Annotated in this window: 21 protein-coding genes; 11 read left to right on the top strand and 10 right to left on the bottom strand. The window is 63.3% G+C overall.

Translation table 11 applies throughout. The features are described from left to right. On the top strand, window positions 1-1,185 hold the full coding sequence (locus tag P3T17_RS05215) for an acetate/propionate family kinase (RefSeq protein WP_429405122.1): 1,185 nt from the start codon (window positions 1-3) through the stop codon (window positions 1,183-1,185). On the opposite strand, the gene P3T17_RS05210 is transcribed toward P3T17_RS05215, so the two are convergent. After that, complete coding sequence (locus tag P3T17_RS05210) at window positions 1,182-1,712, bottom strand: BON domain-containing protein (protein WP_429405120.1); 531 nt, start codon at window positions 1,710-1,712, stop codon at window positions 1,182-1,184. The genes P3T17_RS05215 and P3T17_RS05210 overlap by 4 nt on opposite strands. Window positions 1,713-1,914: 202 nt before the next feature. Between P3T17_RS05210 and P3T17_RS05205 the strand changes: the two genes are divergently transcribed. The 3 genes from P3T17_RS05205 (at window position 1,915) to P3T17_RS05195 (ending at window position 4,577) form a co-directional block, all read left to right on the top strand. Continuing rightward, window positions 1,915-3,069 (top strand): acyl-CoA dehydrogenase, encoded by a 1,155-nt coding sequence (locus tag P3T17_RS05205; RefSeq protein WP_429405118.1) that lies wholly within the window; start codon window positions 1,915-1,917, stop codon window positions 3,067-3,069. A 108-nt stretch (window positions 3,070-3,177) separates the two neighbouring features. After that, window positions 3,178-3,777, top strand: coding sequence for a class I SAM-dependent methyltransferase (locus P3T17_RS05200; RefSeq protein ID WP_429405117.1), 600 nt, complete (start codon window positions 3,178-3,180; stop codon window positions 3,775-3,777). Beyond that, window positions 3,774-4,577, top strand: a complete 804-nt coding sequence (locus tag P3T17_RS05195; RefSeq protein WP_429405115.1) for a glycosyltransferase — start codon at window positions 3,774-3,776, stop codon at window positions 4,575-4,577. The genes P3T17_RS05200 and P3T17_RS05195 overlap by 4 nt, the downstream gene beginning before the upstream one ends. Here the strand turns inward: P3T17_RS05195 and P3T17_RS05190 are convergent. Beyond that, window positions 4,558-5,070 (bottom strand): ankyrin repeat domain-containing protein, encoded by a 513-nt coding sequence (locus P3T17_RS05190; protein ID WP_429405524.1) that lies wholly within the window; start codon window positions 5,068-5,070, stop codon window positions 4,558-4,560. The two genes, P3T17_RS05195 and P3T17_RS05190, sit on opposite strands and share 20 nt — an antisense overlap. Window positions 5,071-5,167: 97 nt before the next feature. Next, complete coding sequence (locus P3T17_RS05185; RefSeq protein WP_429405113.1) at window positions 5,168-5,902, bottom strand: SH3 domain-containing protein; 735 nt, start codon at window positions 5,900-5,902, stop codon at window positions 5,168-5,170. 456 nt (window positions 5,903-6,358) lie between these two features. Here P3T17_RS05185 and P3T17_RS05180 point away from each other — a divergent pair, with 456 nt between their 5' ends. Beyond that, a complete protein-coding gene (locus P3T17_RS05180; RefSeq protein WP_074264617.1) occupies window positions 6,359-6,505 on the top strand; it encodes a DUF3096 domain-containing protein in 147 nt (48 codons plus the stop codon). Window positions 6,506-6,559: 54 nt separating this feature from the next. On the opposite strand, the gene mdtD is transcribed toward P3T17_RS05180, so the two are convergent. Then, window positions 6,560-8,026, bottom strand: a complete 1,467-nt coding sequence (gene mdtD / locus P3T17_RS05175; RefSeq protein WP_429405111.1) for a multidrug transporter subunit MdtD — start codon at window positions 8,024-8,026, stop codon at window positions 6,560-6,562. 130 nt (window positions 8,027-8,156) lie between these two features. On the opposite strand from mdtD, the gene P3T17_RS05170 reads away from it, so the two are divergent. Next, window positions 8,157-9,017, top strand: coding sequence for a LysR family transcriptional regulator (locus tag P3T17_RS05170; RefSeq protein ID WP_074264615.1), 861 nt, complete (start codon window positions 8,157-8,159; stop codon window positions 9,015-9,017). A 39-nt stretch (window positions 9,018-9,056) separates the two neighbouring features. Then, the gene (locus tag P3T17_RS05165) at window positions 9,057-10,082 is read left to right on the top strand and encodes a D-cysteine desulfhydrase family protein (protein WP_429405522.1); all 1,026 of its coding nucleotides are present in this window, start codon (window positions 9,057-9,059) and stop codon (window positions 10,080-10,082) included. 21 nt (window positions 10,083-10,103) lie between these two features. Here P3T17_RS05165 and P3T17_RS05160 read toward each other — a convergent pair whose 3' ends face one another. The 5 genes from P3T17_RS05160 to P3T17_RS05140 form a co-directional block, all read right to left on the bottom strand. Then, the gene (locus P3T17_RS05160; protein ID WP_429405109.1) at window positions 10,104-11,498 is read right to left on the bottom strand and encodes a hypothetical protein; all 1,395 of its coding nucleotides are present in this window, start codon (window positions 11,496-11,498) and stop codon (window positions 10,104-10,106) included. A gap of 189 nt (window positions 11,499-11,687) precedes the next feature. Next, complete coding sequence (locus P3T17_RS05155; RefSeq protein WP_429288347.1) at window positions 11,688-11,873, bottom strand: hypothetical protein; 186 nt, start codon at window positions 11,871-11,873, stop codon at window positions 11,688-11,690. Between the two features lie 48 nt (window positions 11,874-11,921). After that, window positions 11,922-12,812: a LysR substrate-binding domain-containing protein gene (locus tag P3T17_RS05150; protein WP_429288494.1), complete on the bottom strand. Its 891-nt coding sequence runs from the start codon at window positions 12,810-12,812 to the stop codon at window positions 11,922-11,924. Window positions 12,813-12,910: 98 nt separating this feature from the next. Further along, the gene (locus tag P3T17_RS05145) at window positions 12,911-15,205 is read right to left on the bottom strand and encodes an FdhF/YdeP family oxidoreductase (RefSeq protein ID WP_429405108.1); all 2,295 of its coding nucleotides are present in this window, start codon (window positions 15,203-15,205) and stop codon (window positions 12,911-12,913) included. A gap of 128 nt (window positions 15,206-15,333) precedes the next feature. Beyond that, a complete protein-coding gene (locus tag P3T17_RS05140) occupies window positions 15,334-16,041 on the bottom strand; it encodes an MgtC/SapB family protein (protein WP_429405106.1) in 708 nt (235 codons plus the stop codon). A 216-nt stretch (window positions 16,042-16,257) separates the two neighbouring features. Between P3T17_RS05140 and P3T17_RS05135 the strand changes: the two genes are divergently transcribed. Next, entirely contained in the window at window positions 16,258-16,503 is a 246-nt protein-coding gene (locus P3T17_RS05135; protein ID WP_074264609.1) for a DUF6723 family protein, read from the top strand. A 177-nt stretch (window positions 16,504-16,680) separates the two neighbouring features. Further along, complete coding sequence (locus P3T17_RS05130) at window positions 16,681-16,917, top strand: hypothetical protein (RefSeq protein WP_429405104.1); 237 nt, start codon at window positions 16,681-16,683, stop codon at window positions 16,915-16,917. Between the two features lie 13 nt (window positions 16,918-16,930). On the opposite strand, the gene P3T17_RS05125 is transcribed toward P3T17_RS05130, so the two are convergent. Next, entirely contained in the window at window positions 16,931-18,877 is a 1,947-nt protein-coding gene (locus P3T17_RS05125; RefSeq protein WP_429405102.1) for a potassium transporter Kup, read from the bottom strand. Between the two features lie 228 nt (window positions 18,878-19,105). Between P3T17_RS05125 and P3T17_RS05120 the strand changes: the two genes are divergently transcribed. Together P3T17_RS05120 and tkt are read left to right on the top strand one after the other, a co-directional pair. Next, window positions 19,106-19,651, top strand: a complete 546-nt coding sequence (locus P3T17_RS05120; RefSeq protein WP_429405101.1) for a cupin domain-containing protein — start codon at window positions 19,106-19,108, stop codon at window positions 19,649-19,651. Between the two features lie 306 nt (window positions 19,652-19,957). Further along, entirely contained in the window at window positions 19,958-22,030 is a 2,073-nt protein-coding gene (tkt, locus tag P3T17_RS05115) for a transketolase (protein ID WP_429405099.1), read from the top strand. The last annotated feature ends 68 nt before the right edge of the window (window positions 22,031-22,098 follow it).

Genomic DNA, 22,098 nt, shown 5'->3' with positions numbered 1-22,098 from the left:
ATGCCGGATACTACTGCGAAAAGCGAACCGACCATCCTGGTTCTGAATAGCGGCTCGTCGTCGCTCAAGTTTGGTCTGTTCAAGGCGGCTCACGCTGCCGGCGATTCGCAGGCCGATCAGGATGACGAAACGTTATTGCTCGAAGGCAGCGCGGAGGGAATCGGCCGAGCGGACGGCAGCCTGAAGATAAAGACAGCCGACGGCACCGTGCTGCTGCAGAAAGACCAGGTGCTGGAGTCGCAAACCGATGCTCTGCAGAGTCTCGCCAGCGTGCTGGCGGACCATGGACATACGCGGCCGGTGGCAGTCGGCCACCGCGTGGTGCATGGCGGCCCGCATCTGCGCGAGCATCAGCTTCTCACACCGGAAGTCAGGCAGCGCCTGCAGGAGGCGGTGCATTTCGCGCCGCTGCATATCCCGCCCGCGCTTGCCTTGATCGATCAGGCGCAGAAGATTTTCGGCGATGCGGCGCATTACGCCTGTTTCGACACCGCGTTCCATCGCACCATGCCGCGCGTGGGTACGCAGCTTGCGTTGCCGCGCCGCTATGCGCAGGCGGGCGTGATTCACTACGGCTTTCACGGTTTATCGTACGAATCGCTGGTGCGGCGTCTGGGCGCCGATCTGCCTTCGCGGGCGGTGTTTGCGCACCTGGGGAACGGTTCGAGCGTGTGCGCGTTGCGGGATGGGCGCTCTGTGGATACCTCGATGGGCATGACGCCAACCGGCGGCATGCCGATGGGCACGCGCAGCGGTGATCTCGACCCTGGGGTGCTGCTATACCTGATGCGCACCGAGCATCTCGATGCGGACAAACTCGAAACGCTGCTGACACGCCAGAGCGGTCTCGCCGGTTTTACCGAAGGCGAGGGCGATATGCAGGCGCTGGAGAAACGCAGCGCCGCAGGCGATGAGGACGCAGAACTGGCGGTCGAAGTGTTCGCGACGGCGGTGCGTAAATATGTCGGCGCCTACGCGGCGTTGCTGGGCGGGATCGATCTGCTGGTGTTTGCGGGCGGCATTGGCGAGCACAGTGCGGAAGTGCGGCGCCGTGTCTGTAACGGGTTGGAATTTCTCGGGCTGAATGCAGACGATCCTGCGGGGAGGGTGCGCGTTCTTCACACCGAGGAGGAGCGGCAAATCGCCCGCCATTGCCGGACGTTGATGCAACACGAGAAGCGTTAGCCACCGCGGCGCCCGCCGCCGCTCTTGTTGCTTTTGCCGCTTTTCGCAAGCCTGGGCCCGTTGTCACCGGTCTTGTTACCGCGCGTCACCGTGGTCTGGTCGGATACCCCTGTCACGCCGAACAGGCGGGTCACATCTTCCAAAGCGGCTGAACGCTGCTCGTCCCGGTCAACCTGACCCAGCAGCGTTACGTGCCCGCGTTCGATCTTTACCTTGAACATGTCCTTCGGCAACCACGCGTCCCACGCGAGGCGCCTGAGCACTTCCACAGCGAGCTGGTCATCGTGCTGTATTTCGGAGTCCACACCGCGAATCTCGATGGCGACAACCACCGCTTTGACACCCTCCACCCGCAACGCAGCGCTTTCGGCCGCCTGCTTTTGCCCGGCGTGTTCGACGTAGCCCAGCAGGGTCACGACGCCGGCATCCACCGCGACAGCGGCTCGTCCCGCAGGCACATCCGCCGCGTTTAGCTCGAGCAGCACGGCGCGCTGCAACGCGTCGTCGTTCGAAAGGGCTCGTTTCATGGGACCTCGATCTCCTTGTCCGGCGTCGCCTTGCGTGGGGCGAAAGTGCGACAACCGGGTCTGTTTTCTCATTATGCGTTGTTCCCGCCAGCGGCGTCTTGCTCGTAGCCGCTACCTGCGGCACAGCGCTTGCTCGAACACAGCAAGCGCTGCGGCTCCTGAACGGCCGCGCCGACACATCGACGCGGCCAGGGAGGCCCTCATGTTAGATACCCGTATGCGTGCCGCGGATCACGAGGCGAAGCGGCGTGCCCAAAACGCTGTATATGACGAAGATACGGTCGCTGCCCATCGTCAGGACTCTGTAAAAACTGCCGGCGCGGCGCTCGAAGATTTCCTGACTCATGCACGCTTCGACTCAGCGGATCCCGCCGCACTAGGCGTCATCCTGACGCAAATGATCGCAGCCGGTCACGACCGTTTGCCGTTGCCGGGCAGCGGCCACACGCTGGCCCGCTGGCGTGCGTTGGCGGCAGTCGCAGCGCGCGATCTCGGTCTCGTCAAACTGTTCGAAGGGCATACCGACGCTCTCGCGATCCTCGCCGAACTTAAGGCGCCTGCCGTGCCCCCCGGAAGTAGTTGGGGCGTATGGGCAGCCGAGGCGCCCGACGCCCGCTTGACCGCTACGCCGCTTGCAAACGGCCAATTGCAGCTGGATGGCGTCAAGGCATGGTGCTCAGGCGCACGCGCGCTCAGCCATGCCGTGGTGACCGCATGGTTGGGCGACGAGCCGGTGCTGGCCGCCGTCGCGCTAACCCAGCCGTCCGTTTCGATCTCTTCAGACCACTGGCAAGCCGTCGGCATGCGCGCGACCGAGAGCGGCGATGTCCGCTTCGAGCAAACCCGCGCCATTCAGATCGGCACGCCGCGCGACTACGTCAACCGCGCTGGCTTCTGGCAGGGCGGCGCAGGCATCGCGGCGTGCTGGTACGGCGCCGCCGCAGGCATCGCTCACATGATGGCCGACGCCGTGGCGGCTCGCCCCGATGCCCATCGTCTCGCGCACATGGGAGCGGTCGATGTCGCGCTGGCCGGTGCTGCGGCGGTGTTGCGCGCCACCGCCGCGCAGATCGACGCTCGCCCGCGCGCTGACGTCCAGATTGCGGCGTTACGCGCACGCCTGATTGTCGAGGCGGCGGCCACCACGGTCATGACCCACGCGGGCCGCGCGCTCGGCGCCGCGCCGCTATGCCGCAACGAGCGCTTTGCCCGCGCCATGGCCGACCTGCCGGTTTTCCTCAGACAGAGCCACGCCGAGCGCGATCTGGCCGCGCTCGGCGAGCGCGTGCTGTCGGAGCAAGCAGGCGGGAATGGTAATGCCGAATCCCGCGGAGACAACGGCGTGTGGTCGCTCTAGACAGCCCGCGCGATTCGCTTCAGAAAATGGCGGGACAAACAGGATTGACGATTGATACAGAGCTGGCGCAACGAGCCAGACCCTGAGCTTTAAAACAAGGTGTCCGAAATGATTTCATCAGGCTGCTACTTCGACTCACTCTATGAAGCCTGCGACGACCCGTGGGGCTTTCGCAACCGCTGGTACGAGCGCCGCAAACGTCTGCTGACGATGGCGCTGCTGCCACGCGAGCGTTATAGGCGTGTCTTCGAGCCGGGTTGCGCAAACGGCGAGCTCTCGGCGCAGCTTGCTGCCCGTTGCGACAGTCTGCTCGCGACCGATCTCAACGAAACCGCGGTGCGCCTCGCAAGCGAGCGCCTCGAGGCGCTGCCACACGTGCTGGTCGAGCGCGGCAGCGTGCCCGACGACTGGCCGGCCGGCAGATTCGACCTGATCGTCATCAGCGAACTCGCGTATTACCTGAGCTCGCCAGAACTGGAGCGGCTAGCCGAATGCATCAAGGCGGCACTCACGCCGGACGGCACTTTGCTGGCTTGCCATTGGCGCCGACCCTTCGATGCGGCTCCACAATCGGCGGCATCCGTGCATGCGTTGCTCGATGCGCGCTGCGGACTCACACGGCTCGCGCGTCACGAAGACGCCGACATGCTGCTCGACGTCTGGTCGCGCGATCCGCGCTCGGTGGCCGAACAGGAGGGGCTGGCATGATCGGCATCGTGATTCCTGCCCATAACGAGGAGGCGTGGCTCGCGCGCTGCCTCGCGTCGATTCTCGAAGCGGCGCGCGATCCCGCACTGGGCGGCGAAGTGGTGCGAACGATTGTGGTGCTCGACGATTGCACCGATCGTTCCGCCGAGATCGCCACGTGTTGCGGCGTGGAGACGCTCGCGTTGCAGGCGCGCAATGTCGGCATCGCGCGAGGCGCCGGTGCACAGCGCCTGCTCGCGGCGGGCGCGCGCTGGCTCGCGTTCACCGATGCCGACAGCCGCGTTGCGCCCGATTGGCTGGCGGCGCAGTTGTCGCTCGCTGCGGATGCCGTGTGCGGGTCGATCTGCGTCGACGACTGGGCGGCGCATCCACAGCAGGTGCGCGACTACTTCCGCCAGACCTATGTCGACGCGGACGGCCATCGTCACGTGCATGGCGCCAACCTTGGCGTATCTGCGCAGGCGTATCGTCGGGCAGGCGGTTTCGCGCCGCTCGCCTGCAGCGAAGATGTGGCACTGGTGGAGCAGTTGCAGGCGAGCGGGGCATGCATCGCGTGGAGCGCCGCGCCGCGGGTCGTGACGAGTGCTCGGCGCGCAAGCCGGGCGCGCGGCGGCTTCGGCGATACGCTGTCCGCATGGGGCGTCAAGCTGGCCGAGCCGTTGTATGGCTATGAAAATTGTCCGGCTGCCGCGGCGGAGCCCTTGCCGCCGACGCTGTGCATGGAACCGTGCGAACTGGAGGAGGTTATCGAAATTCGCGATCCGTTCGACGACCCGTACCTCAAGACCTCGCCTTCGTAAGTTGCGCCGGCGTATCGGGCGCGCCCATGCGGTTGGCCGCGTCGAGCGGCGTTACGCCCGACGCGTCGCGCGCTTGCGGATTGGCGCCGTGGGCAAGCAGCAGATCGACGATCTCGGTGCGATTGAACATGGCCGCGATCATCAACGCAGTGCGGCCGTCCGGCGAGGCACCCTCGACATCCGCGCCGCCCGCGAGCAGGGCTTCGACAACCTCCTTGAAGCCCTTGAACGCCGCGCCCGCAATAGGGCTCTGGCCGTTGTCGTTGCGCAGATCAGGATCCGCGCCGTGTTCAATCAGGGTGCGCACCGCATCGGCGTGACCGTGATAGCTCGCCAGCATCAGCAGACTGTCGCCTTTCTCGTTGCGCAGATTGGGCGGCACCCCTTTGCCGATCACCGCCGCGAGCGTGGCGGCTTCACCGCGCCGTGCGGCGTCGAAGACTTCGCGTGCGACGTCGAGCAGGTCTGAATCGATGCCGCCATTAGCATCGATTGAAGAGGATTTGGGTTCGTCGTTCAAGGTGGACTCCGTGCAATGCGGTCGCAGCAGACGCGGGCGTTGCACGATTCGCATCGCCCGCCTGCTGCGCTCAAGGGTTCGGCTGCGGCTCGTGGCGCCCCTCGTTCGGTTGCGCGCGGCCCTGCGGTTGTTGCTGCGGCTGACCTTGCGGACGTGCCGGCATCTGGGCCGGCGGCCTGCCACCGTTTTCGGGCGGTCTGCCACCGTACTGCTGCTGCGGTTGTCCCTGCGGCTGCTGCGGGGCGCCATGCGGTCCCGCATTCGGACGATACACCGGTTGACCTTGACCCTGCATCGGCGGCGGGTACGGATGGCCGCCGTTTGGGTAAGGCTGACCAGGGTGAGGCGGCGGCTGATACGGGCGTCCCTGATAGCCGCCGGGCGGGCCGCCATGACGCCAGCGATCGCGATCGCCATACCACGGACGGCCGGCATAGTAGCGGCCCCAGTAGTCGTCGATCGAAAACACGATGACTGGCAGACCGATCACCGCGCCGTAGCTCTGCAGCGGCACTTCGTTGCCTTCGTACGCGTACGTGAGGGCGTTGCCGTCGACCCAGCCGCGCAGATCGCCGAGCGCTACATCGCACCATTCGTAATCGCTGACGCAGTCGAACACCTCGACCGGCTGATTGGGCCCAAGGCCGGTTACTACCGGATAGTCGTCGCCGGGTCCTGCCATCAGGTTAATGGGTTGATTCGTGAGCGCATCCACCTGGGCGAAGGCGAGGCAAGGAAAAGCGAGTGCTGCGGCAAACGCCGCGCGGGTTGCCAGTTTGAGCGTGGCAGTGGGCCGGATTGGCATGAGAAACGCGCCTGAGGTCGCTGTAGTTGGTAGGTGACCAGCGTAGCAGATGGGCGACGCTTAGGCTGTAAGCGCGCGGGCCGTGGCAGCGCGAAATTGTGTGAATTTGAAACCGGGCGTAACGGCCGTGGGCTTCGGCCTGAAGCGGTGGCGTGCGTTGCATTGAAATCGCACTGAACGTATCGCCGGCGCGGCCACGAGGAGGCTCGCACCGAGGCAGCGCTACAGGCGCTGGTTCGCCTGGCGGATTGATAAGACCATGCGTATACGTTACCGTCGCGCTACCGTCCGGAGCGGGCACGCCGCTTGCTGGCGCTTAGACAGTCGCCTGAGCAGCCGCTCAAGCAACGCATGCCGTTGCGCGGGCGAACCCGCTGCATCTGCGGCAGCTGGCGCCGGAGGTTCGGTGGCTGCAGCCGTGCGGCATTTTCCGCTTTCGATCCTGGAGAAAAACACATGCATATCGTGACGAACGTGGGGCCGCTCGCGGCACTGATTGCGGGCATTCTGATTCTCGTGGTGCCGCGCCTGCTCAATTACATCGTGGCGCTGTATCTGATCATCATCGGCCTGCTCGGCCTGTTCGGCGACCACATTCGCTGATCGACATGGCCGCTGGACGCCCGTTGGCGTCCAGCGATCATCATCCGCCGCGCGTCAGCGCCCGGCACCCGATGCCGCGCGGCCGACGTTGGCCGTAGCGAGCGGCGCTTCGTCGAGACGGCGAAATATCAGCGCCGACACCAGCGTAATCACACCCATGCAGACGAAGCTCAGACGGAAGCCCATCGCCGCCGAGCCGAGCTGTGCCGCGAACAGCTTCACCAGGCCACCGCCGATCGATACGCCAAGCCCCATCGCCAGCATCTGCACCATCGAAAACAGGCTGTTGCCGCTGCCCGCGTCTTCGTGCGAGAGACCCTTCAAGGTTACGCTGTTCATTGCGGCGAACTGCATGGAGTTACCGGCGCCGAACACGGCCAGCACGATAATTTCGACAAACAGCGGCGTGCCGCGCGAGATCAGTGCGAAGGCCACGATTGCCGCACCGACGATCACCGTGTTGACCAGCAGGAACATGTCATAGCCGTAACGCCGGATAAGCGGCGCGATCCAGCGTTTGGCGACAGTGCCGGCGAGCGCGGCCGGCAACATCATCAAGCCCGAATGGAGCGGCGTATAGCCGAGTTGCAACTGCATCAGAAGCGGCAGCAGGAACGGCACCGCACTCGAGCCGACGCGGCACACCAGATTGCCGATCAGGCCGACGCTAAAGTTAGGTTCGCTAAACAGTTTGAGCTTGAACAGTGGATTGGCACGGCGCTTTGCGTAAGGCACATAGGCGAGGGCCGAGACGAGACCCAGCACGAACAGACCCGCGGCCCACGCAGCGCGATGGGTTTGTACCGGTGTCTCCACTGCGAGCGAGAACGCGATCATGCACAGCGAGAGCAGGGCGCAGCCCGCCAGATCGAACGGCGGCGCGGCCGAGGTCGTGCCGCGCGGCAGATAGCGGTGCACGGCAAAGAGCCCGATGGCGCCAATCGGCACATTGATGAGGAAGATCCAGTGCCACGAAATGGCCTCCACGAACCAGCCGCCCAGCGTCGGTCCGACAATCGGACCGACTTGGCCCGCCACGGAAATAAACGCCAGCGCCGACACATACTGCTCGCCGGACACACTGCGTAGCACGGCAAGCCGCCCGATCGGCAACAGCATCGAACCACCGACGCCTTGCAGTACCCGCGCAATCACCAGTTGTCCGAGCGTGTGTGCGCTCGAGCAGCACAACGAGCCGAGCACGAAGATCAGGATGGCCGCGAAATAAACCCGGCGCGTGCCGTAGCGGTCGGCGAGCCAGCCCGAGGCGGGCGTGAGCATCGCCATGGTGAGCGTGTAGGCGACGATCACCGGCTGCATGGCCAGCGGTTTTTCGTTCAGGCTGTGCGCGATCGACGGCAAGGCCGTGTTGACGATCGTCGTATCGAGCGACTGCATGAAGAAGCCGGCAGCGACGATCCATAGCAGCGCAGTCTGGGTTGAATCCTTACTCATGTGAACTTCTCGGGGATGCTGGGGCGCCTCGCGCGCCTTGCACCGCAACAAGGCGGTGGGAGTCATTCGATGACGCAACTGACGACGCAAGCATTGGGCAATTAATCGGGATAGCGACATGATATTGACATATACGTCAATCGGGAACCCCACTAGGGACATTGACTGTTATCGGCATTGCCGATAACAATGACGCATGCTCAATCCTATCTGGCTCAAGACTTTTGCCGCTGTCGCCGCGTGTCATAGCTTCACGGAGGCGGGGCGGCAACTCGGCCTCACGCAGTCGAGCGTGAGCGAACACATCCGGCGGCTCGAACAGGAAATCGGCCGGCGGGTGTTCGTGCGCGATACCCACTCGCTCGCCATGACGCCCGATGGCGAGGCGATGCTTGCGCACGCCAGCGTGATCCTGCAGGCGCTGACGCGGGCCGAATCGCAGTTTCGAGCGCCGCGCCTGAAGGGCCGGGTGCGGCTCGGTTCGTCCGATGACGTTGCGCTCGGCCCGCTACCCACCGTGCTGGCGGCGTTCCGCAATGCCCATCCCGACGTGGAACTGGAAATCACCATCGGCATGACCGGCAGGCTTTATGAACTGCTGGACGCGGGTTCGATCGATCTGCTGGTCGGCAAGCGGCGTCTCGGCGACCGGCGCGGCGTGCCGCTTTTCACCGGACGGCTCGAGTGGCTTGCGCGTACCGGTACGCTGGTGGACATGACGCAACCGCTGCCGCTGATCCTCGTGGCGGAGCCGAGCGTCACCCGCGCCGTGGTGCTGGATGCGCTCGCCGAAGCGGGTTTCAGCTGGCAGGTGGTATGCACGAGCAGCAGTCACTCAGGATGCATTGCCGCGGCACGCGGCGGCCTGGGCATTACCGTGCGGCCGCAATATCTGACGGCACGTGGCCTCGCGGCGCCGGTCAACAGTGCGAGCCTGCCGGTTTTGCCGGATGTGGAGTTCATCGCGCTTGCCGCCAGACGGCTCAGCCGCCCTGCGGGCACATTGCTGCAGTTGCTGCACGACAGCGATCTGCGTGGGACGTGGGTCGGCGAGTAGCGTGCTACCTTAAAGCTTCAGCCAACACGGAACTACATGATGTCGACCGCCTCTCCACTCGCACTCCACCGGTTTCCTCGTTTCAGCCTGCTCGAAGGAGCCACGCCTATCCAGCCTCTCGCACGCCTGAACCGGCAGCTTGGCGGTGTCGAAGTGTTCGTCAAGCGTGACGATCTGAACTGGCTTGGCGGTGGCGGCAACAAATTGCGCAAGCTCGAATTTCTGGTCGGCGAAGCCATCGCGCAGGGCGCAGACACGATCATCACGGTCGGCGCGCGCCAGTCGAACCATGCGCGCCTGACCGCGGCAGCGGCGGCGCGAGCCGGTCTGAAGTGCGAACTGGTTCTGACTCGACTGGTGCCGCGGTACGACGACGACTACCTCGAGAACGGCAATATCGTGCTGAATGACCTGTTCGGCGCCCATGTGCACGACTTGCCGGGCGACGCGAATGCGCTAGCGTTTGCAGAAGAGCGCGCGACAGCTTTACGCGCCGAAGGACGCAAGGTGTATGTCTGTCCGTTGGGCGGATCGAGCCCGGCCGGTTGCCTCGGCTATGCGGATTGCGCGGCGGAAATCGTCGCGCAGTCGGAGCAGATGGGCGTTCCGTTCGATTACATCGTGGGACCGAACGGCAGTGGTGGCATGCACGCCGGCCTCGTGGCCGGGATGATCGCGCTGGGTCGTACCACGCCCTCAGTCATCGGATACGGTGTGTATGGTCCAGCCGAAGCCGCCCACGCCGCGACCCTCGACAAGGCCAATCAGACGATCCGCCTGATCGATCCAACGCTCAGTGTGCCCAGTGAAGCGGTGGTTGTCGACGGCAGTCAGCTTGGCGACGGCTACGGGATCCCCACTGAAGCGATGCTGCGGGCGGTGCGACTGCTGGCCTCAACGGAGGGGCTTCTGCTCGATCCCGTGTACAGCGGTAAAGCTTTTGCAGGTCTGTTGGATGGAATCGAGACCGGCGCGTATCGTGCCGGACAGCGCTTGCTGTTCGTGATGACGGGTGGTTTGCCAGGGCTGTACGCCTATCGGAGCGCGTTCGAAGGTTCCAGATAACGGCTAGTGCGCGTCTCGGGCTTATCCGTTCAACCAGCGGATGGCATCGTCGACGACCGTATCCCAGTCTCCCGTTAACGTTTGGCGCAGTACGCTGACGTTATCCATCCAGGGCGTGATAGAGCCTTGGCTACCCCAGCGCCAGTCGCAGGAGACCGATGTCAGCACAGCGGTGGGCTTGCCGATCATTGCACTGAGATTGGCAACGCCCGAGTCCACCGCAATGACCGCGTCCAGTTGTTCGATGCAGGCAGCTGTGTCCGCAAAATCTTCGATGCCCGGGTTGTATTGGCCAAGATTGCCAGAGGGAATGCCGGCGAGCGGCTGAGCCGCGGGATGGTGCAGACTCACGAAGTGTATGTTGGGCTCGACTTGCGCATCGCTAACCAGGCGATTCACGGCAGCAAGCGGCAAGCTGCGCGCAGCAGCCCAATAGCGGTCTATGCTGCTGGCCTCGATAAAGTGACGTTGACTGCAATCCCAAAACAGCCCGACCAGACGCTTCCCGGAGTGTTTCGCCCTCAGGGCTTGCACCCACCCGGCAGCAATATTTCGTTCTGTTAAGGGTGCCTGGATGTAGGGCGTGAAGTACGGCGCGGGCGGCGTCGTGCGCGCTGCAGCCAGCACTGGCAGATGCAGCAATGTGATGTGCAGGTCTGGCGCGAAGGCCCGCACAGCATCCCGTAGCGCCTCGGGTAATGGGGCACCCCGATCGAGCGGGCGCTCTGCACTGACAACCGTGCATTGCGGCAACGCCGCTTTCATCAGCGCGTGAATCCGGCTGTCGCAACTGACCATAATGGTCGCGCCGGCCGCAAGCCAATGCGAAAGGCAGGAAAAGAGCAAAAACTGATCGCCGAAGCCTAACTGATTCGTGACGAGCAGGCGCTTGCCACGCAGATCCTGTTCACCCGTCCAGCTGGGTACACCGTCTGGTCGATAACTGCCGCTGTTGTCCTGATTGCGCGCGAGCCAGTGGTTGAAACCCTGAGGCAGTCCAGTCTTGAGGAGGGCCTCGCCCAATAGGCGCTCGGCTACTGGGGCCAGAGGGGCGTTATCGGCCGCGGCCCCCTGCCATGCGCGCCGCAACATGGGGATGCCGCGTTCGAAGTCGCCCGCCATCTCAAGACTATGTCCAAGATTCAATTGATAGAAAGTGGTGTTCCAAGGCAGCGACGCGTAGTGAAGCCAGGTTGCGATGGCTTCGAAGTGCCGCCCGAGTAACGTCAGGCAATGCGCGCGCAGGCAGACGAATTCAATGTTCCGGGGATCCAGCGTTAATGCCTTCTCGGCCCATGGCAACAATTCACCGTCACGCTTAAGCTCGATTAGCGCGAGACAAATGTCTTTTAGCGCAGCCAGATCTTCTGGTGCTAGCGCGTGCGCTGCTAACGCCCTTTGCAATGATGCGTCCATTTGTTTACTTATTTATCGATTTATCGGACTCAGCCGAGAAAGCGTCAAATGATAGCGCCGCGCCATAAAAAATCATGGCAAATCTATTATGTTTTACGACAACCGAAAATTCAAAAAAACCGGGGGTTATTCTGCAGGACTGATTGATGCCGCGTCTCGCACGCCGATGCGCGGCATCCATTGGCTCTTTTAGCGCGAATCGCCGTCATGATGCGGATCGTGCTTATCCTTTTGCTGTACTTCCTTGGGCTCAAGCCGCGTCTTGCCGCCCGTCGACGGTGCGTCGCTTGCCGGGAAACTGTCTTCCACGGCCTGATCGATCTGCGCTTCGCCCTTATCGGCGTGCGGATGCTTCTCGGTGTGCTGCTTCGACATGGTGTGCTCCTTGACTTGAACGATCCGGATCAACGATACGGGTCAAGGTTAAGCAGCAAGCCGCATGCCTCGCGCTTCCGCGAGAATCCAGTCGCGGAACAGCTCCATCGCCGGCGCCATGTGCCGCGATTTCAACCGGGTCAGCCAGTAGCTGCCGGTGCTCACTTCAGTGTCGAACGGGCGCATCAGCAGCCCGTTTTGCAGTTCGCGTCCGAACATGCACGGCGGTGCGAGCGCTACGCCCGCGGCTTGCATGGCGGCTTCCACCATCAGTCGCGACGAGTCGAACACCGGACCGTTGATCGTCCACGGCTCGAGTCCCGCGGCGTCGAGCCACAGGGTCCATTCATCGGCACGATATGAACGCAGCAGCGTTTCCTTGACGAGGTCGCGAGGCGTGGCGAGCCGTCTGGCAATCTCCGGCGCGCACAGCACGCTCAGCGGAGCGTCGAGCAGCAATTCGTTGTGAGTGCCAGGCCAGATTCCTTCGCCGAAGCGGATCGCAAAGTCGAGCCCCTCCGCGGCGAGATCTACAAGATTGTTGTGGGTCAGCAGCCGCAACTCGACAAACGGATGTGCGTCACGAAACGATTTGAGCCGTGGCATCAGCCAGCCGACCGCGAACGTGCCGACTACTCCCACCGTGAGCACCTCGTGGAAATGGCCGCCCTCGAACTGCTTGAGCACGCTTTCGATGCGTCCGAAGGCGTCGCTCAGCACCGGCAGGAGCGCCCGGCCTTCGTCGGTAATGCCGAGCCCGCGCGGCAAGCGCTTGAACAGCGTCGTGCCGAGCCGCTCTTCGAGCATGCGCACCTGCTGGCTGACGGCCGCCTGCGTGACGTTGAGTTCGAGTGCGGCGCGCGTGAAACTCAGATGGCGTGCCGACGATTCGAACGCGCGTAGCGCGTTAAGTGGGAGATGGGGACGCATACGATCCAGACCAAGATTTTCTTTACCCTAGGTCCGATTATCCCCGTTTGTGAGGCGCTCGCAAAGGTGAAACGGTCGCGCTCTGCCGCAACGCCAGCCTGCAGCCGCTAGCCACCACTCGGCTTACGCAGACGCACCGGAATCGACTTCGCTGCCGGCACGAGGCTCGATTTCGCGTGATGGTAAAGCGGGATCAGCGGATTGCATTCCGGGTAGTAGCCCATCATGCAGCCCTGTGGAATATCGAACGCATGCACGCGCATGCCGTCGAGTTCGCGCGCGATGCCGTCGTTCGACAACGTGGAAATACATACTGCGTCGCCTTCTGCAAAGCCGAGCCGAGTCAGGTCGTCACGATGCATCAGCAGCACTTCGCGCGTGCCGGTCACGCCGCGAAAGCGATCGTCCAGACCGTAGACCGTGGTGTTGAACTGGCTGTCGCCGCGAGTCGTCATCAGACGCAGCACATCTGGACCGGTGGACGGCATATCCGCGTCCTCATCGAGCGTCTCGGGCACAATGAAATTCGCCTTGCCATTGGGCGTTTTCCACTTCCGCTCGCAGGCGGGAATAGGACGGTGAAAACCGCCTGGTTGCCAGAAACGCTCGTTGAAATCGCGGAACTGGTCGGGATAGGTCTGCTCGATCGCGTCGCGAATCTTTGCGTAGTCGTCCACCCACGCATCCCAGTCGACCCGTGGATTGCGCGGCAGGAGTGCGTTGGCCAAGCCCGCGACAATGGCCGGTTCCGAAAGCAGCATCTCGCTCGCCGGCTCCACGTAACCGTGCGAACCGTGAATGCAGGCCGTGCTGTCTTCGACGCTAACCGCCTGGTCGCCGCTCGCCTGGCGGTCGATCTCGATGCGTCCAAGGCACGGCAACAGATACGCGACCTCGCCGTGAATCAGATGGCTGCGGTTGAGCTTGGTCGCAATCTGCACGGTAAGCCGCACCTTGTGCCACGCCGGGTCCATCACATGATGATCGGGGGTCGCGACCTGGAAGTTGCCGCCGAGCCCGATGAAACCTTTTACTTTGCCATCGAGCACACCGCGACACGCTTCAACAGTGCTCATGCCTTTATCCCGTGGCGGCTCGAAGTCGTACAGTTCCGCAAGCCTGTCGAGCGGGGCGAGTTCCGGTTTCTCGGTGATGCCCACGGTACGCTGTCCCTGGACGTTCGAATGGCCGCGAATCGGACAGATGCCTGCACCGGGGCGCCCGATATTGCCGCGTAACAGCAGCAGATTGGTGAGCATCTGCACGTTATGCACGCCGCTGCGATGCTGGGTAATGCCCATGCCGTACAGCACGATCACCGCTTGGGCGCGGGCGTACTCGCGAGCGGCTGCTTCGAGCGTGGCGCGACTTAGATGGGCGTGGCCTTCGATCTCTTCCCACGTGGTCGCACGCATGGCCGAAGCAAACTCGTCGAAGCCATGCGTGTGCTCGGCGATAAAGGCGGCGTCGAGCACGCGTGGGGCGCCGTTCCGCTGTGCTTCGTCATCCCATTCGATCAATAGTTTGCACAGCCCTGCAATCGCCGCGGCGTCGCCGCCTATTTTGACCTGGTGATACTGGGTGCTGATTTGTGTCGCGCCGGGTGTCAGCATCTCGACTGGAGACTGCGGATTGGCAAAGTCGACGAGGCCGCGCTCCCTGATCGGATTGAACGTGATGATTTCCGCGCCGCGTTTGCGCGCATCCTGCAACTGGTGCAGCATGCGCGGCGCGTTGGTGCCGGTGTTGTGGCCGAAGAAAAACAGACAGTCGGCTTTCTCGAAGTCGGCGAGCGTGACGGTGCCAACCGGCGCGCCAATCGCCGGCACGAGACCCACGGAGGTGCTCTCGTGGCACATGTTCGAGCTGTCGGGCAGATTGTTGCTGCCATACATGCGCGCGAGAAGCTGATACATGTACGAGGTTTCAAGCGAAGCACGACCGGACGCGTAAAACACCACTTCCTTCGGATCCATCGCGCGAAGCTCGCTGGCGATGTCGGCAAACGCATCCTCCCACGTTGTGGGGACGTAGCGATCGCTAGCCGGGTCCCAGCGCATCGGCGCGCCGAGCCGTCCTTGCGATTCAAGTTCAAATCCGGACCACGACTCCAGCTCGCTCAGCGTATGAGTCTCGAAGAACTGAGCGTCGACACGTTTGTTGGTGATCTCCCAGGCCGTGGCCTTCGCGCCGTTCTCGCAGAACTCGAACAGGTGCGGGTCGGCGGGCTTCGCCCATGAACAGCTTACGCAGGCAAAGCCGTCCGGTTTGTTCTGGTGCATGAGCACCTGCGTGCCGTGCAGTGCGACGTGCTCCTGGACCAGGATCGAGGCCACCGCCTTTACAGAGCCCCAGCCGCCTGCAGGGTGCGAGTACTCCTTGATGGGGGCATCTGTGCTCATACCGGCTCCTGGACATTGGGTTGGACGCCAAACATCGGCGTAAGAAGACCCGCAAGAAATGGGCCGCTGGGCTTGATTAAAGACCGGGACAAACGCGTTGCACGTGTAGCGAGAATGCCCCACGTCGGTCAGTCGTCGATTGACCACTCCGCGGGGTGCACGCTTGTGCTTGTCATGTGTGCCATCGCCCGCTCGACTGTGTCATTGCGTTCGGGAGCGTGCCAATGCACCTGGAAGCGCTCCTCGAGGACGCCGATTGCTGGATCCATCCGCAAGCCGCGCGACGCCACCCGGCAATGCAGGCGTTCGAGTTCATCGAGCCATCGGGCCCGTTCGCGGGAGGCAACGTCGTAGCGGATGGTGAGCGAAGCACGCAGGTTGCGCGGCAACCGGTGTTCGATTTTTGCGAGCGCGCTCAACACGAACATCCCGAGCACGATCCCGATCACGGCGAGCGCAATCTGCCCGCCGCCGGCGCACAACCCCACCACGGTGACGAACCACAACGTTGCTGCCGTTGTCAGCCCGGTGACCAGACCGTCCTTACGCAGGATCGCGCCCGCACCGATAAAACCGACGCCGGAGAGGATACCGAGCGGCAGACGCATGAGGTCGAGCACCGCGAACGAACCTTCGGGCTTGCCGGCCTGCGAGAGCAGCACGTTCATCTGCAGCATCGCGAGGCAAGCGGTGAGACATACGAGCATGGTGGTACGCAGGCCCGCTGCCTTGCCCGATTCGCCGCGATTCAGGCCAAGCAGTGCGCCGGCCAGCAACGCCACCGCAAGCCGGATGGCGAGATCTTGCCAGACTGGGATGAACGGCATTGGCGTCATGAAGATGATTTCCGCTGAACGAAAATTTGCGCGAGGGCGTAATCCTGCGGATGCAACGCGCATGCCATACAGGGGCTAAACGGGCTCGTCGCGATCTTTCGTCATGCTCAGGAACAGCCGTTGCTCGGTGCTCGTTAAACGCTCCCACGCGCGAAGCTGACCGCTGAGCGTAAAGGGATGCGGCGAAGAAAGCCTCTATACAGGGAAGTATGCAGAATGGCGCGACACAAAGCCGACGTAGCCGATGACGAGTTTGAAATCTTCGCGAGTTACCACAGCACGGGAGACGGTCGATATATCGGTGGCCTAAAGGTTATCCGCAAGGCCGACCGGAGAATCCTGTTTCCATTCGAAGGCGCACCGCAGATCGGACCCTACGAAAGCGCGGATGAAGCACGTCATGCCGCGATTGAATACGGCCGCTCGATTGTCGCGGCGGATCGGGCTGCGCCTGAGCCTTGATTTCCGTGTCCGGTACGCGGATCGTCGCAATCGGGGAGGCGGCCACGCCGTTCTCCTTTTTACAAAGTCGATGAGGAATTTGCTGCAACCCCCGGTGCCTGGTTTGCCGCTTTCTGGCGCGATGAAGCGGTCCGGTTGTTGCTGCGATGCTGAGGTCGTCATCTACAGGAGGTTGTGATGCAACACGATTCGAAGCCCCAGAATGCAGGACCGCGCGATGAGGATAAGTCGCGAGGCGATACCCGCACGGCGGCACAAAAGGAAGAGGCGGAGCGTACCGATCCGGCGCGCACGCGCCAACGTCCGAAGCAGACTGCGGAGGTGCCGCTCGGCACGGGTGAGCGTAGCGAGCCACCCGGAGGCGGTGGCCGCGAGGCACAGCGAGTGTCACCGGACAAGCAGCGCGGTCATTGATTCACGGCAGCGCTCACAGCACCACTTGCACTCCAAGCTCCACCACGCTGTCGCCATCTAGCCCGTAGTATTCGGCGCTCGATGCGGAATGAAACGACATCGCAGCAAATAGCGATTTGCGCCAGTCCCGCATGGCATCGCCATGATGTCCCTTGACGACTTCTTCGCGCGGCAAAAAGAACGTGGTGTGCTTCGGCTCGTAGCGCCAGTCGCCGAGCCGTCCATTGAGCGAGGCGAGCAATGTGGGCAGATTGGGCCGCTCCACAAAACCATGCCGTGCTACGACCTCGTAGCAGCCGTTGCCGAGGTCACGCGTCTCGATACGGGTTTTTTCGTCGACCCGGGGAGCGGATTCCGAGAGGTTGGTGAAGAAGATCGAGGTCCGATGCAGGACGCGGTTATGGCGTACGTTACTGTGCAGCGCGGCTGGTGTCATGCCGCGCAGATTGCCCGGGTAGACCGCCGTGCCCGGCACACGTGCGAGCGGTTCCGCATCGCCCAACGCTTCGGCCAAAAAGGTTTCCAGCGTCGCCGTCTTCGCGGCGCGCTGCGCCTCTGCCTCACGGCCGCGCTGCCAGGTAGTCATGAGCACGAACATCAGCGCGCCGATCGTGACTGGAAACCAGCCGCCTTGCGGAATCTTGGGCACATTGGCCGCTACCAGCAGGCCGTCTACTACTAGCAACGGCACGCTGACGGCCGCCATCGCAAGGCGCGGCCAATGCCAGACATGTCGCGACAGGCTGATCATCTGGATCGTGGTGGTCAGCATCGTCAGGCCGACGGCAATGCCATAGGCGGAAGTGAGCTTCGCGGACGAGCGAAACGCCAGCACCAGAAACATCACCGCCGCAAACAGGATCAGATTGACGGCCGGCACATACACCTGGCCGCGGTGCTCACGCGAAGTTTCCACCACGCGCATGCGCGGCAGGAAACCGAGTTCGATTGCCTGGCTCGTCATCGAAAACGCGCCGGAGATCACCGCTTGCGACGCGATCACGGTGGCAAGCAGCGCAATCACGATAGTCGGAATCAGTGCCCAGCCTGGCGCCATCGAGAAGAACGGTTGGTCCTTCGGGCCGGCCTCGTAAAGCTGCGTGGCGCCCTGGCCGAAATATCCGAGGATGATGGAAGGAAACACCACCATCAGCCACGCCACGCGAATCGGACGGCGTCCGAAATGGCCGATATCGGCATACAGCGCCTCCGCGCCGGTCAGCGCGAGAATCACCGCGCCGAGGATCACGAAGGCGATCGTCGGGCGTTCCTGCACGAGGTGCATCGCCCACCACGGTGACAGCGCGCTCAGGACCTGGGGATGCTGCGCGATCCGGTAAATGCCAAGCGCAGCGAGCCAGAGAAACCACAGCGTCATGACCGGACCGAACCACCGTCCGACCGTCGACGTGCCGCGCTTCTGGAACAGGAAAAGCCCAATCAGGATCGCGACAGCGCCGGGCACGACGAGCGGGGCTAACGCATGATCGATCTGCGGTAGCCCTTCGGCCGCGGACAGCACGGAAACGGCGGGCGTAATCATCGAATCGCCGTAGAACATCGCCGCACCGAACAGGCCGACGAGCAGCAGGATACGGGGCGCCGGCTTGCCGTCCTTGTCGCAGCCGGCGCGCACCAGCGCCGTGAGCGCGACGATACCGCCTTCGCCCTGGTTGTCTGCACGCATCACGTAGCAGACGTATTTCAGCATCACCACGATCACGACGGCCCAGACGATGGTCGACAGGACACCCATGACGATCAGTGGCGTGCTGGCGCCGGCATCGAGCACACCCTGGCGGAACGCATAGATGGGGCTGGTGCCGATATCGCCGAATACCACCCCAAGCGAACCCAGCACGAGGCTCGAGGTGCCGGGGCGATGATGGGGTTGGTCGGTGCTGCGTTTAGCAGCAGCGTCGCGGGCCGTCGGGCGAGACTCGGTGGAAGAAGTTGACATGGCGCGGCTTGCAGATCTCCTGTACGCACGGCGATTACCGGCATCAATGAAATGCTTTAGCAAGACGTGTTCCCTTGCATGAACGAACCTGTCCCCGCACGCCAGGGCGAGGGCGTCGAAGCCGGCTGATGGCGGCTCAGGCGAGCGAGGAGGGCGTACTCGCAACCCACAGAGCAGGCGCGGTTTGTGCGGCACAACGAGGGTGCTGGACACATTCTGGAGTCGACCATGTATAACGATGCCGAATACGCGCGGGACGTCGCAAACGAACAGTACGAGGTTTTCAGGCTGGATCCTCGCGAGTGGGTACCGAACAATTCCCGGCTGCCGGTCGTGATCTACCGGCGCGCCTTACGCGCCGACAGCGGCGATCTTGCGTCTGCCTTCGAGATTCTCTTCGAGCGTAACGACTGGCCGCCGCAGTGGCGCGACGGCATTTTCGACTATCACCATTTCCACGCCACTGCCCACGAAGTGCTGGGCATCGCCTCGGGTTCCGCCGAGGTGATCGTGGGCGGCCCCGGCGGACGCGTCGTGAAAGTCACCGCGGGGGATGCGCTGCTGCTGCCGGCGGGTACCGGTCATTGCCTACAGGCCTTCTCGGGCCGTTTTCAGGTGGTGGGCGGCTATCCGGCAGGCCAACAGTGGGATATTCGCCGCGACGCACTGACGCCTGCCGAGCGCGCAACCATGGAGGCGCTGCCGTTTCCGCCGCGCGATCCGCTCGACGGCACGCACGGTCCGGTCGTCGAACACTGGCTGCATGCTGCCTGAGTCTGTAGTCGTCGCAAGCTTTGAAAGCTGCGTGACGGCAGCAGGCAGGGCATTGCGGCGATTGTTGCGCGGCCGCCGCCTAGTCGTTGCACGCCATACAGTTGGCTATTGCCGCATATCGGCGCATGATCGGACGGTTGGCCGCCACTGGGCCGTTTAAGATGGGCTGTCCCCATGCAGGGCGCCCGTAGCCGGCCGCCCCATGCCGGTCGCTCCGGGCAAGCCTCGCTTTCGGCCCGTTTCCGCAGGAATGTTCAATTGCCGCGCGTCACTTCGACGTCGCCCTTCGTAGAACAGGAGCTTCCCATGCAAAACAATCCCTCCCTCGATAAGCTGTGCATCGACACAATCCGTACGCTATCGATGGATGCCGTGCAAAAGGCGAATTCCGGCCACCCCGGCACGCCAATGGCGCTGGCCCCGGTCGCCTATCACCTGTGGCAAAACCATCTGCGCTATGACCCTGACGAGCCGCTGTGGCCCAATCGCGACCGCTTCGTGCTGTCGGTAGGGCACGCGTCGATGCTCTTGTATTCGCTTCTGCATCTCGCTGGTGTAAAGGCGGTCGACGACGACGGTAAACCGACTGGCAGACCCGCTGTATCGCTCGACGACATCAAGCAGTTCCGCCAACTCAACAGCAATACCCCGGGACACCCCGAATACCGCATGACGACCGGCGTCGAAACCACCACTGGCCCGCTCGGCCAGGGCCTAGGTAATAGTGTCGGTATGGCCATGGCCGCGCGCTTCTACGAGACGCGCTTTAACCAGTCCGATGCGCCGCTGTTCGATTACCGCGTCTACGCGCTGTGCGGCGACGGCGACATGATGGAAGGCATCTCGCACGAAGCGGCTTCGCTCGCGGGCCATCTGCAGTTGTCGAACCTGACGTGGATCTACGACAGCAATCGCGTGACGATCGAGGGGCACACGGATCTCGCCTATAGCGACGACGTGGAAGCGCGTTTTCACGGCTACCATTGGCATACGGTTCACGTCACGGACGCGAACGATGCCGCCGCGCTGGAAGCCGCCTTCAACGAGGCGAAAAGCGTGACCGACAAGCCGACGCTGATCGTGGTGAACAGCATCATCGGCTGGGGCGCGCCGAAAAAGCAGGACACCTCGGCCGCGCACGGCGAGCCGCTCGGTGACGAAGAAGTCGCCGCCGCCAAGCGCTTTTACGGCTGGCCCGAAGACAAGAAGTTCTACGTGCCGGATGGCGTGATGGCGCGCTTCGCGGACGGCATCGGTGCACGCGGCAAGGCGGCGCGTAGCGACTGGCTGGCGAAACTGGACACCTACGGCAAAAAGTATCCGGATCTCGCGCGCGAGTTCGCGCAGATCGAGGCGCATGAATTGCCCGATGGCTGGGACACCGACATTCCCACTTTCGAGCCGGATGCCAAAGGCATCGCCACGCGCGAGTCGTCGGGCAAGGTTCTCAATGCGATCGCCGCGCGTCTGCCGTGGCTCATTGGCGGCGCAGCCGATCTTTCGCCGTCCACCAAGACCAATCTGAAGTTCGAAGGGGCGGGCAGCTTCGAGCACGACAGCTACGGCGGCCGCAATCTGCACTTCGGGATTCGCGAGCACGCCATGGGTGCCGCGGTGAATGGCCTCGTGCTATCGAACCTGCGTGCTTACGGCTCGACGTTCCTGATTTTCAGCGACTACATGAAGCCGCCGATCCGGCTGTCGTCCATCATGGAAGTGCCGGCCATCTATGTGTTCACGCATGATTCGATCGGCGTCGGCGAGGACGGTCCGACGCACCAGCCAATCGAGCAGCTGGCGTCGCTGCGCGGCGTGCCGGGTCTGACTGTGCTGCGGCCCGCGGACGCCAATGAAGTGGCCGAGACGTGGCGCGTTGCGTTGTCGAGGCCGCGCCATCCTTCTTGCATCATCCTGACGCGTCAGCCGCTGCCGACATTCGACCGCAAAAAATACGGCTCGGCCGAAGGGGTGCGCAAGGGTGGCTACGTGCTGGCCGATGCCGCCGACGGCAAGCAGCCGCAAGTGATACTGCTCGCAACCGGCAGCGAAGTGTCGATCTGCGTGGACGTCTACGAAAAGCTGAAGAGCGAGGGTATTGCCGCGCGGGTGGTGTCGATGCCGGCATGGGATATTTTCGAATCCCAGGACGACGCTTATAAGGACTCCGTGCTTCCGCCTGATGTCGACGCGCGGGTTTGCGTCGAACAGGCCGCGGAACTCGGTTGGGACCGCTACGTGGGCCGGCTCGGGGCGAAGGTCGTGATGCATACGTTCGGTGCTTCGGCGCCGTTGAGCGAACTGAAGAAAAAGTTCGGCTTTACGCCGGAACATGTCTACGACGCGGCCAAGCAGCAGATTGCCCGGGTGCAGAAGAAGTAACTACGCGCCCGGTTAGTCCGAAGGCATTCAGGTTGGCCTGGCAGTTGCAGGCCGCCTGAATGCTTTTT

The sequence above is a fragment of the Paraburkholderia sp. GAS82 genome, from assembly GCF_050436285.1.
GTDB classification, from domain to species: Bacteria; Pseudomonadota; Gammaproteobacteria; order Burkholderiales; family Burkholderiaceae; genus Paraburkholderia; species Paraburkholderia phenazinium_B.
The sequence above is the reverse complement of the archived record's forward strand: the minus strand, read 5'-3'. Positions and strand labels throughout refer to the sequence as shown.

Bases quoted from the DNA above. Each gene is read 5' to 3' on its own strand.
- P3T17_RS05215 (WP_429405122.1), top strand. From the start codon at position 1: ATGCCGGATACTACTGCGAAAAGCGAACCGACCATCCTGGTTCTGAAT.
- P3T17_RS05210 (WP_429405120.1), bottom strand. From the start codon at position 1,712: ATGAAACGAGCCCTTTCGAACGACGACGCGTTGCAGCGCGCCGTGCTG.
- P3T17_RS05205 (WP_429405118.1), top strand. From the start codon at position 1,915: ATGTTAGATACCCGTATGCGTGCCGCGGATCACGAGGCGAAGCGGCGT.
- P3T17_RS05200 (WP_429405117.1), top strand. From the start codon at position 3,178: ATGATTTCATCAGGCTGCTACTTCGACTCACTCTATGAAGCCTGCGAC.
- P3T17_RS05195 (WP_429405115.1), top strand. From the start codon at position 3,774: ATGATCGGCATCGTGATTCCTGCCCATAACGAGGAGGCGTGGCTCGCG.
- P3T17_RS05185 (WP_429405113.1), bottom strand. From the start codon at position 5,902: ATGCCAATCCGGCCCACTGCCACGCTCAAACTGGCAACCCGCGCGGCG.
- P3T17_RS05180 (WP_074264617.1), top strand. From the start codon at position 6,359: ATGCATATCGTGACGAACGTGGGGCCGCTCGCGGCACTGATTGCGGGC.
- mdtD (WP_429405111.1), bottom strand. From the start codon at position 8,026: ATGACTCCCACCGCCTTGTTGCGGTGCAAGGCGCGCGAGGCGCCCCAG.
- P3T17_RS05170 (WP_074264615.1), top strand. From the start codon at position 8,157: ATGCTCAATCCTATCTGGCTCAAGACTTTTGCCGCTGTCGCCGCGTGT.
- P3T17_RS05165 (WP_429405522.1), top strand. From the start codon at position 9,057: ATGTCGACCGCCTCTCCACTCGCACTCCACCGGTTTCCTCGTTTCAGC.
- P3T17_RS05160 (WP_429405109.1), bottom strand. From the start codon at position 11,498: ATGGACGCATCATTGCAAAGGGCGTTAGCAGCGCACGCGCTAGCACCA.
- P3T17_RS05155 (WP_429288347.1), bottom strand. From the start codon at position 11,873: ATGTCGAAGCAGCACACCGAGAAGCATCCGCACGCCGATAAGGGCGAA.
- P3T17_RS05145 (WP_429405108.1), bottom strand. From the start codon at position 15,205: ATGAGCACAGATGCCCCCATCAAGGAGTACTCGCACCCTGCAGGCGGC.
- P3T17_RS05140 (WP_429405106.1), bottom strand. From the start codon at position 16,041: ATGACGCCAATGCCGTTCATCCCAGTCTGGCAAGATCTCGCCATCCGG.
- P3T17_RS05135 (WP_074264609.1), top strand. From the start codon at position 16,258: ATGGCGCGACACAAAGCCGACGTAGCCGATGACGAGTTTGAAATCTTC.
- P3T17_RS05130 (WP_429405104.1), top strand. From the start codon at position 16,681: ATGCAACACGATTCGAAGCCCCAGAATGCAGGACCGCGCGATGAGGAT.
- P3T17_RS05125 (WP_429405102.1), bottom strand. From the start codon at position 18,877: ATGTCAACTTCTTCCACCGAGTCTCGCCCGACGGCCCGCGACGCTGCT.
- P3T17_RS05120 (WP_429405101.1), top strand. From the start codon at position 19,106: ATGTATAACGATGCCGAATACGCGCGGGACGTCGCAAACGAACAGTAC.
- tkt (WP_429405099.1), top strand. From the start codon at position 19,958: ATGCAAAACAATCCCTCCCTCGATAAGCTGTGCATCGACACAATCCGT.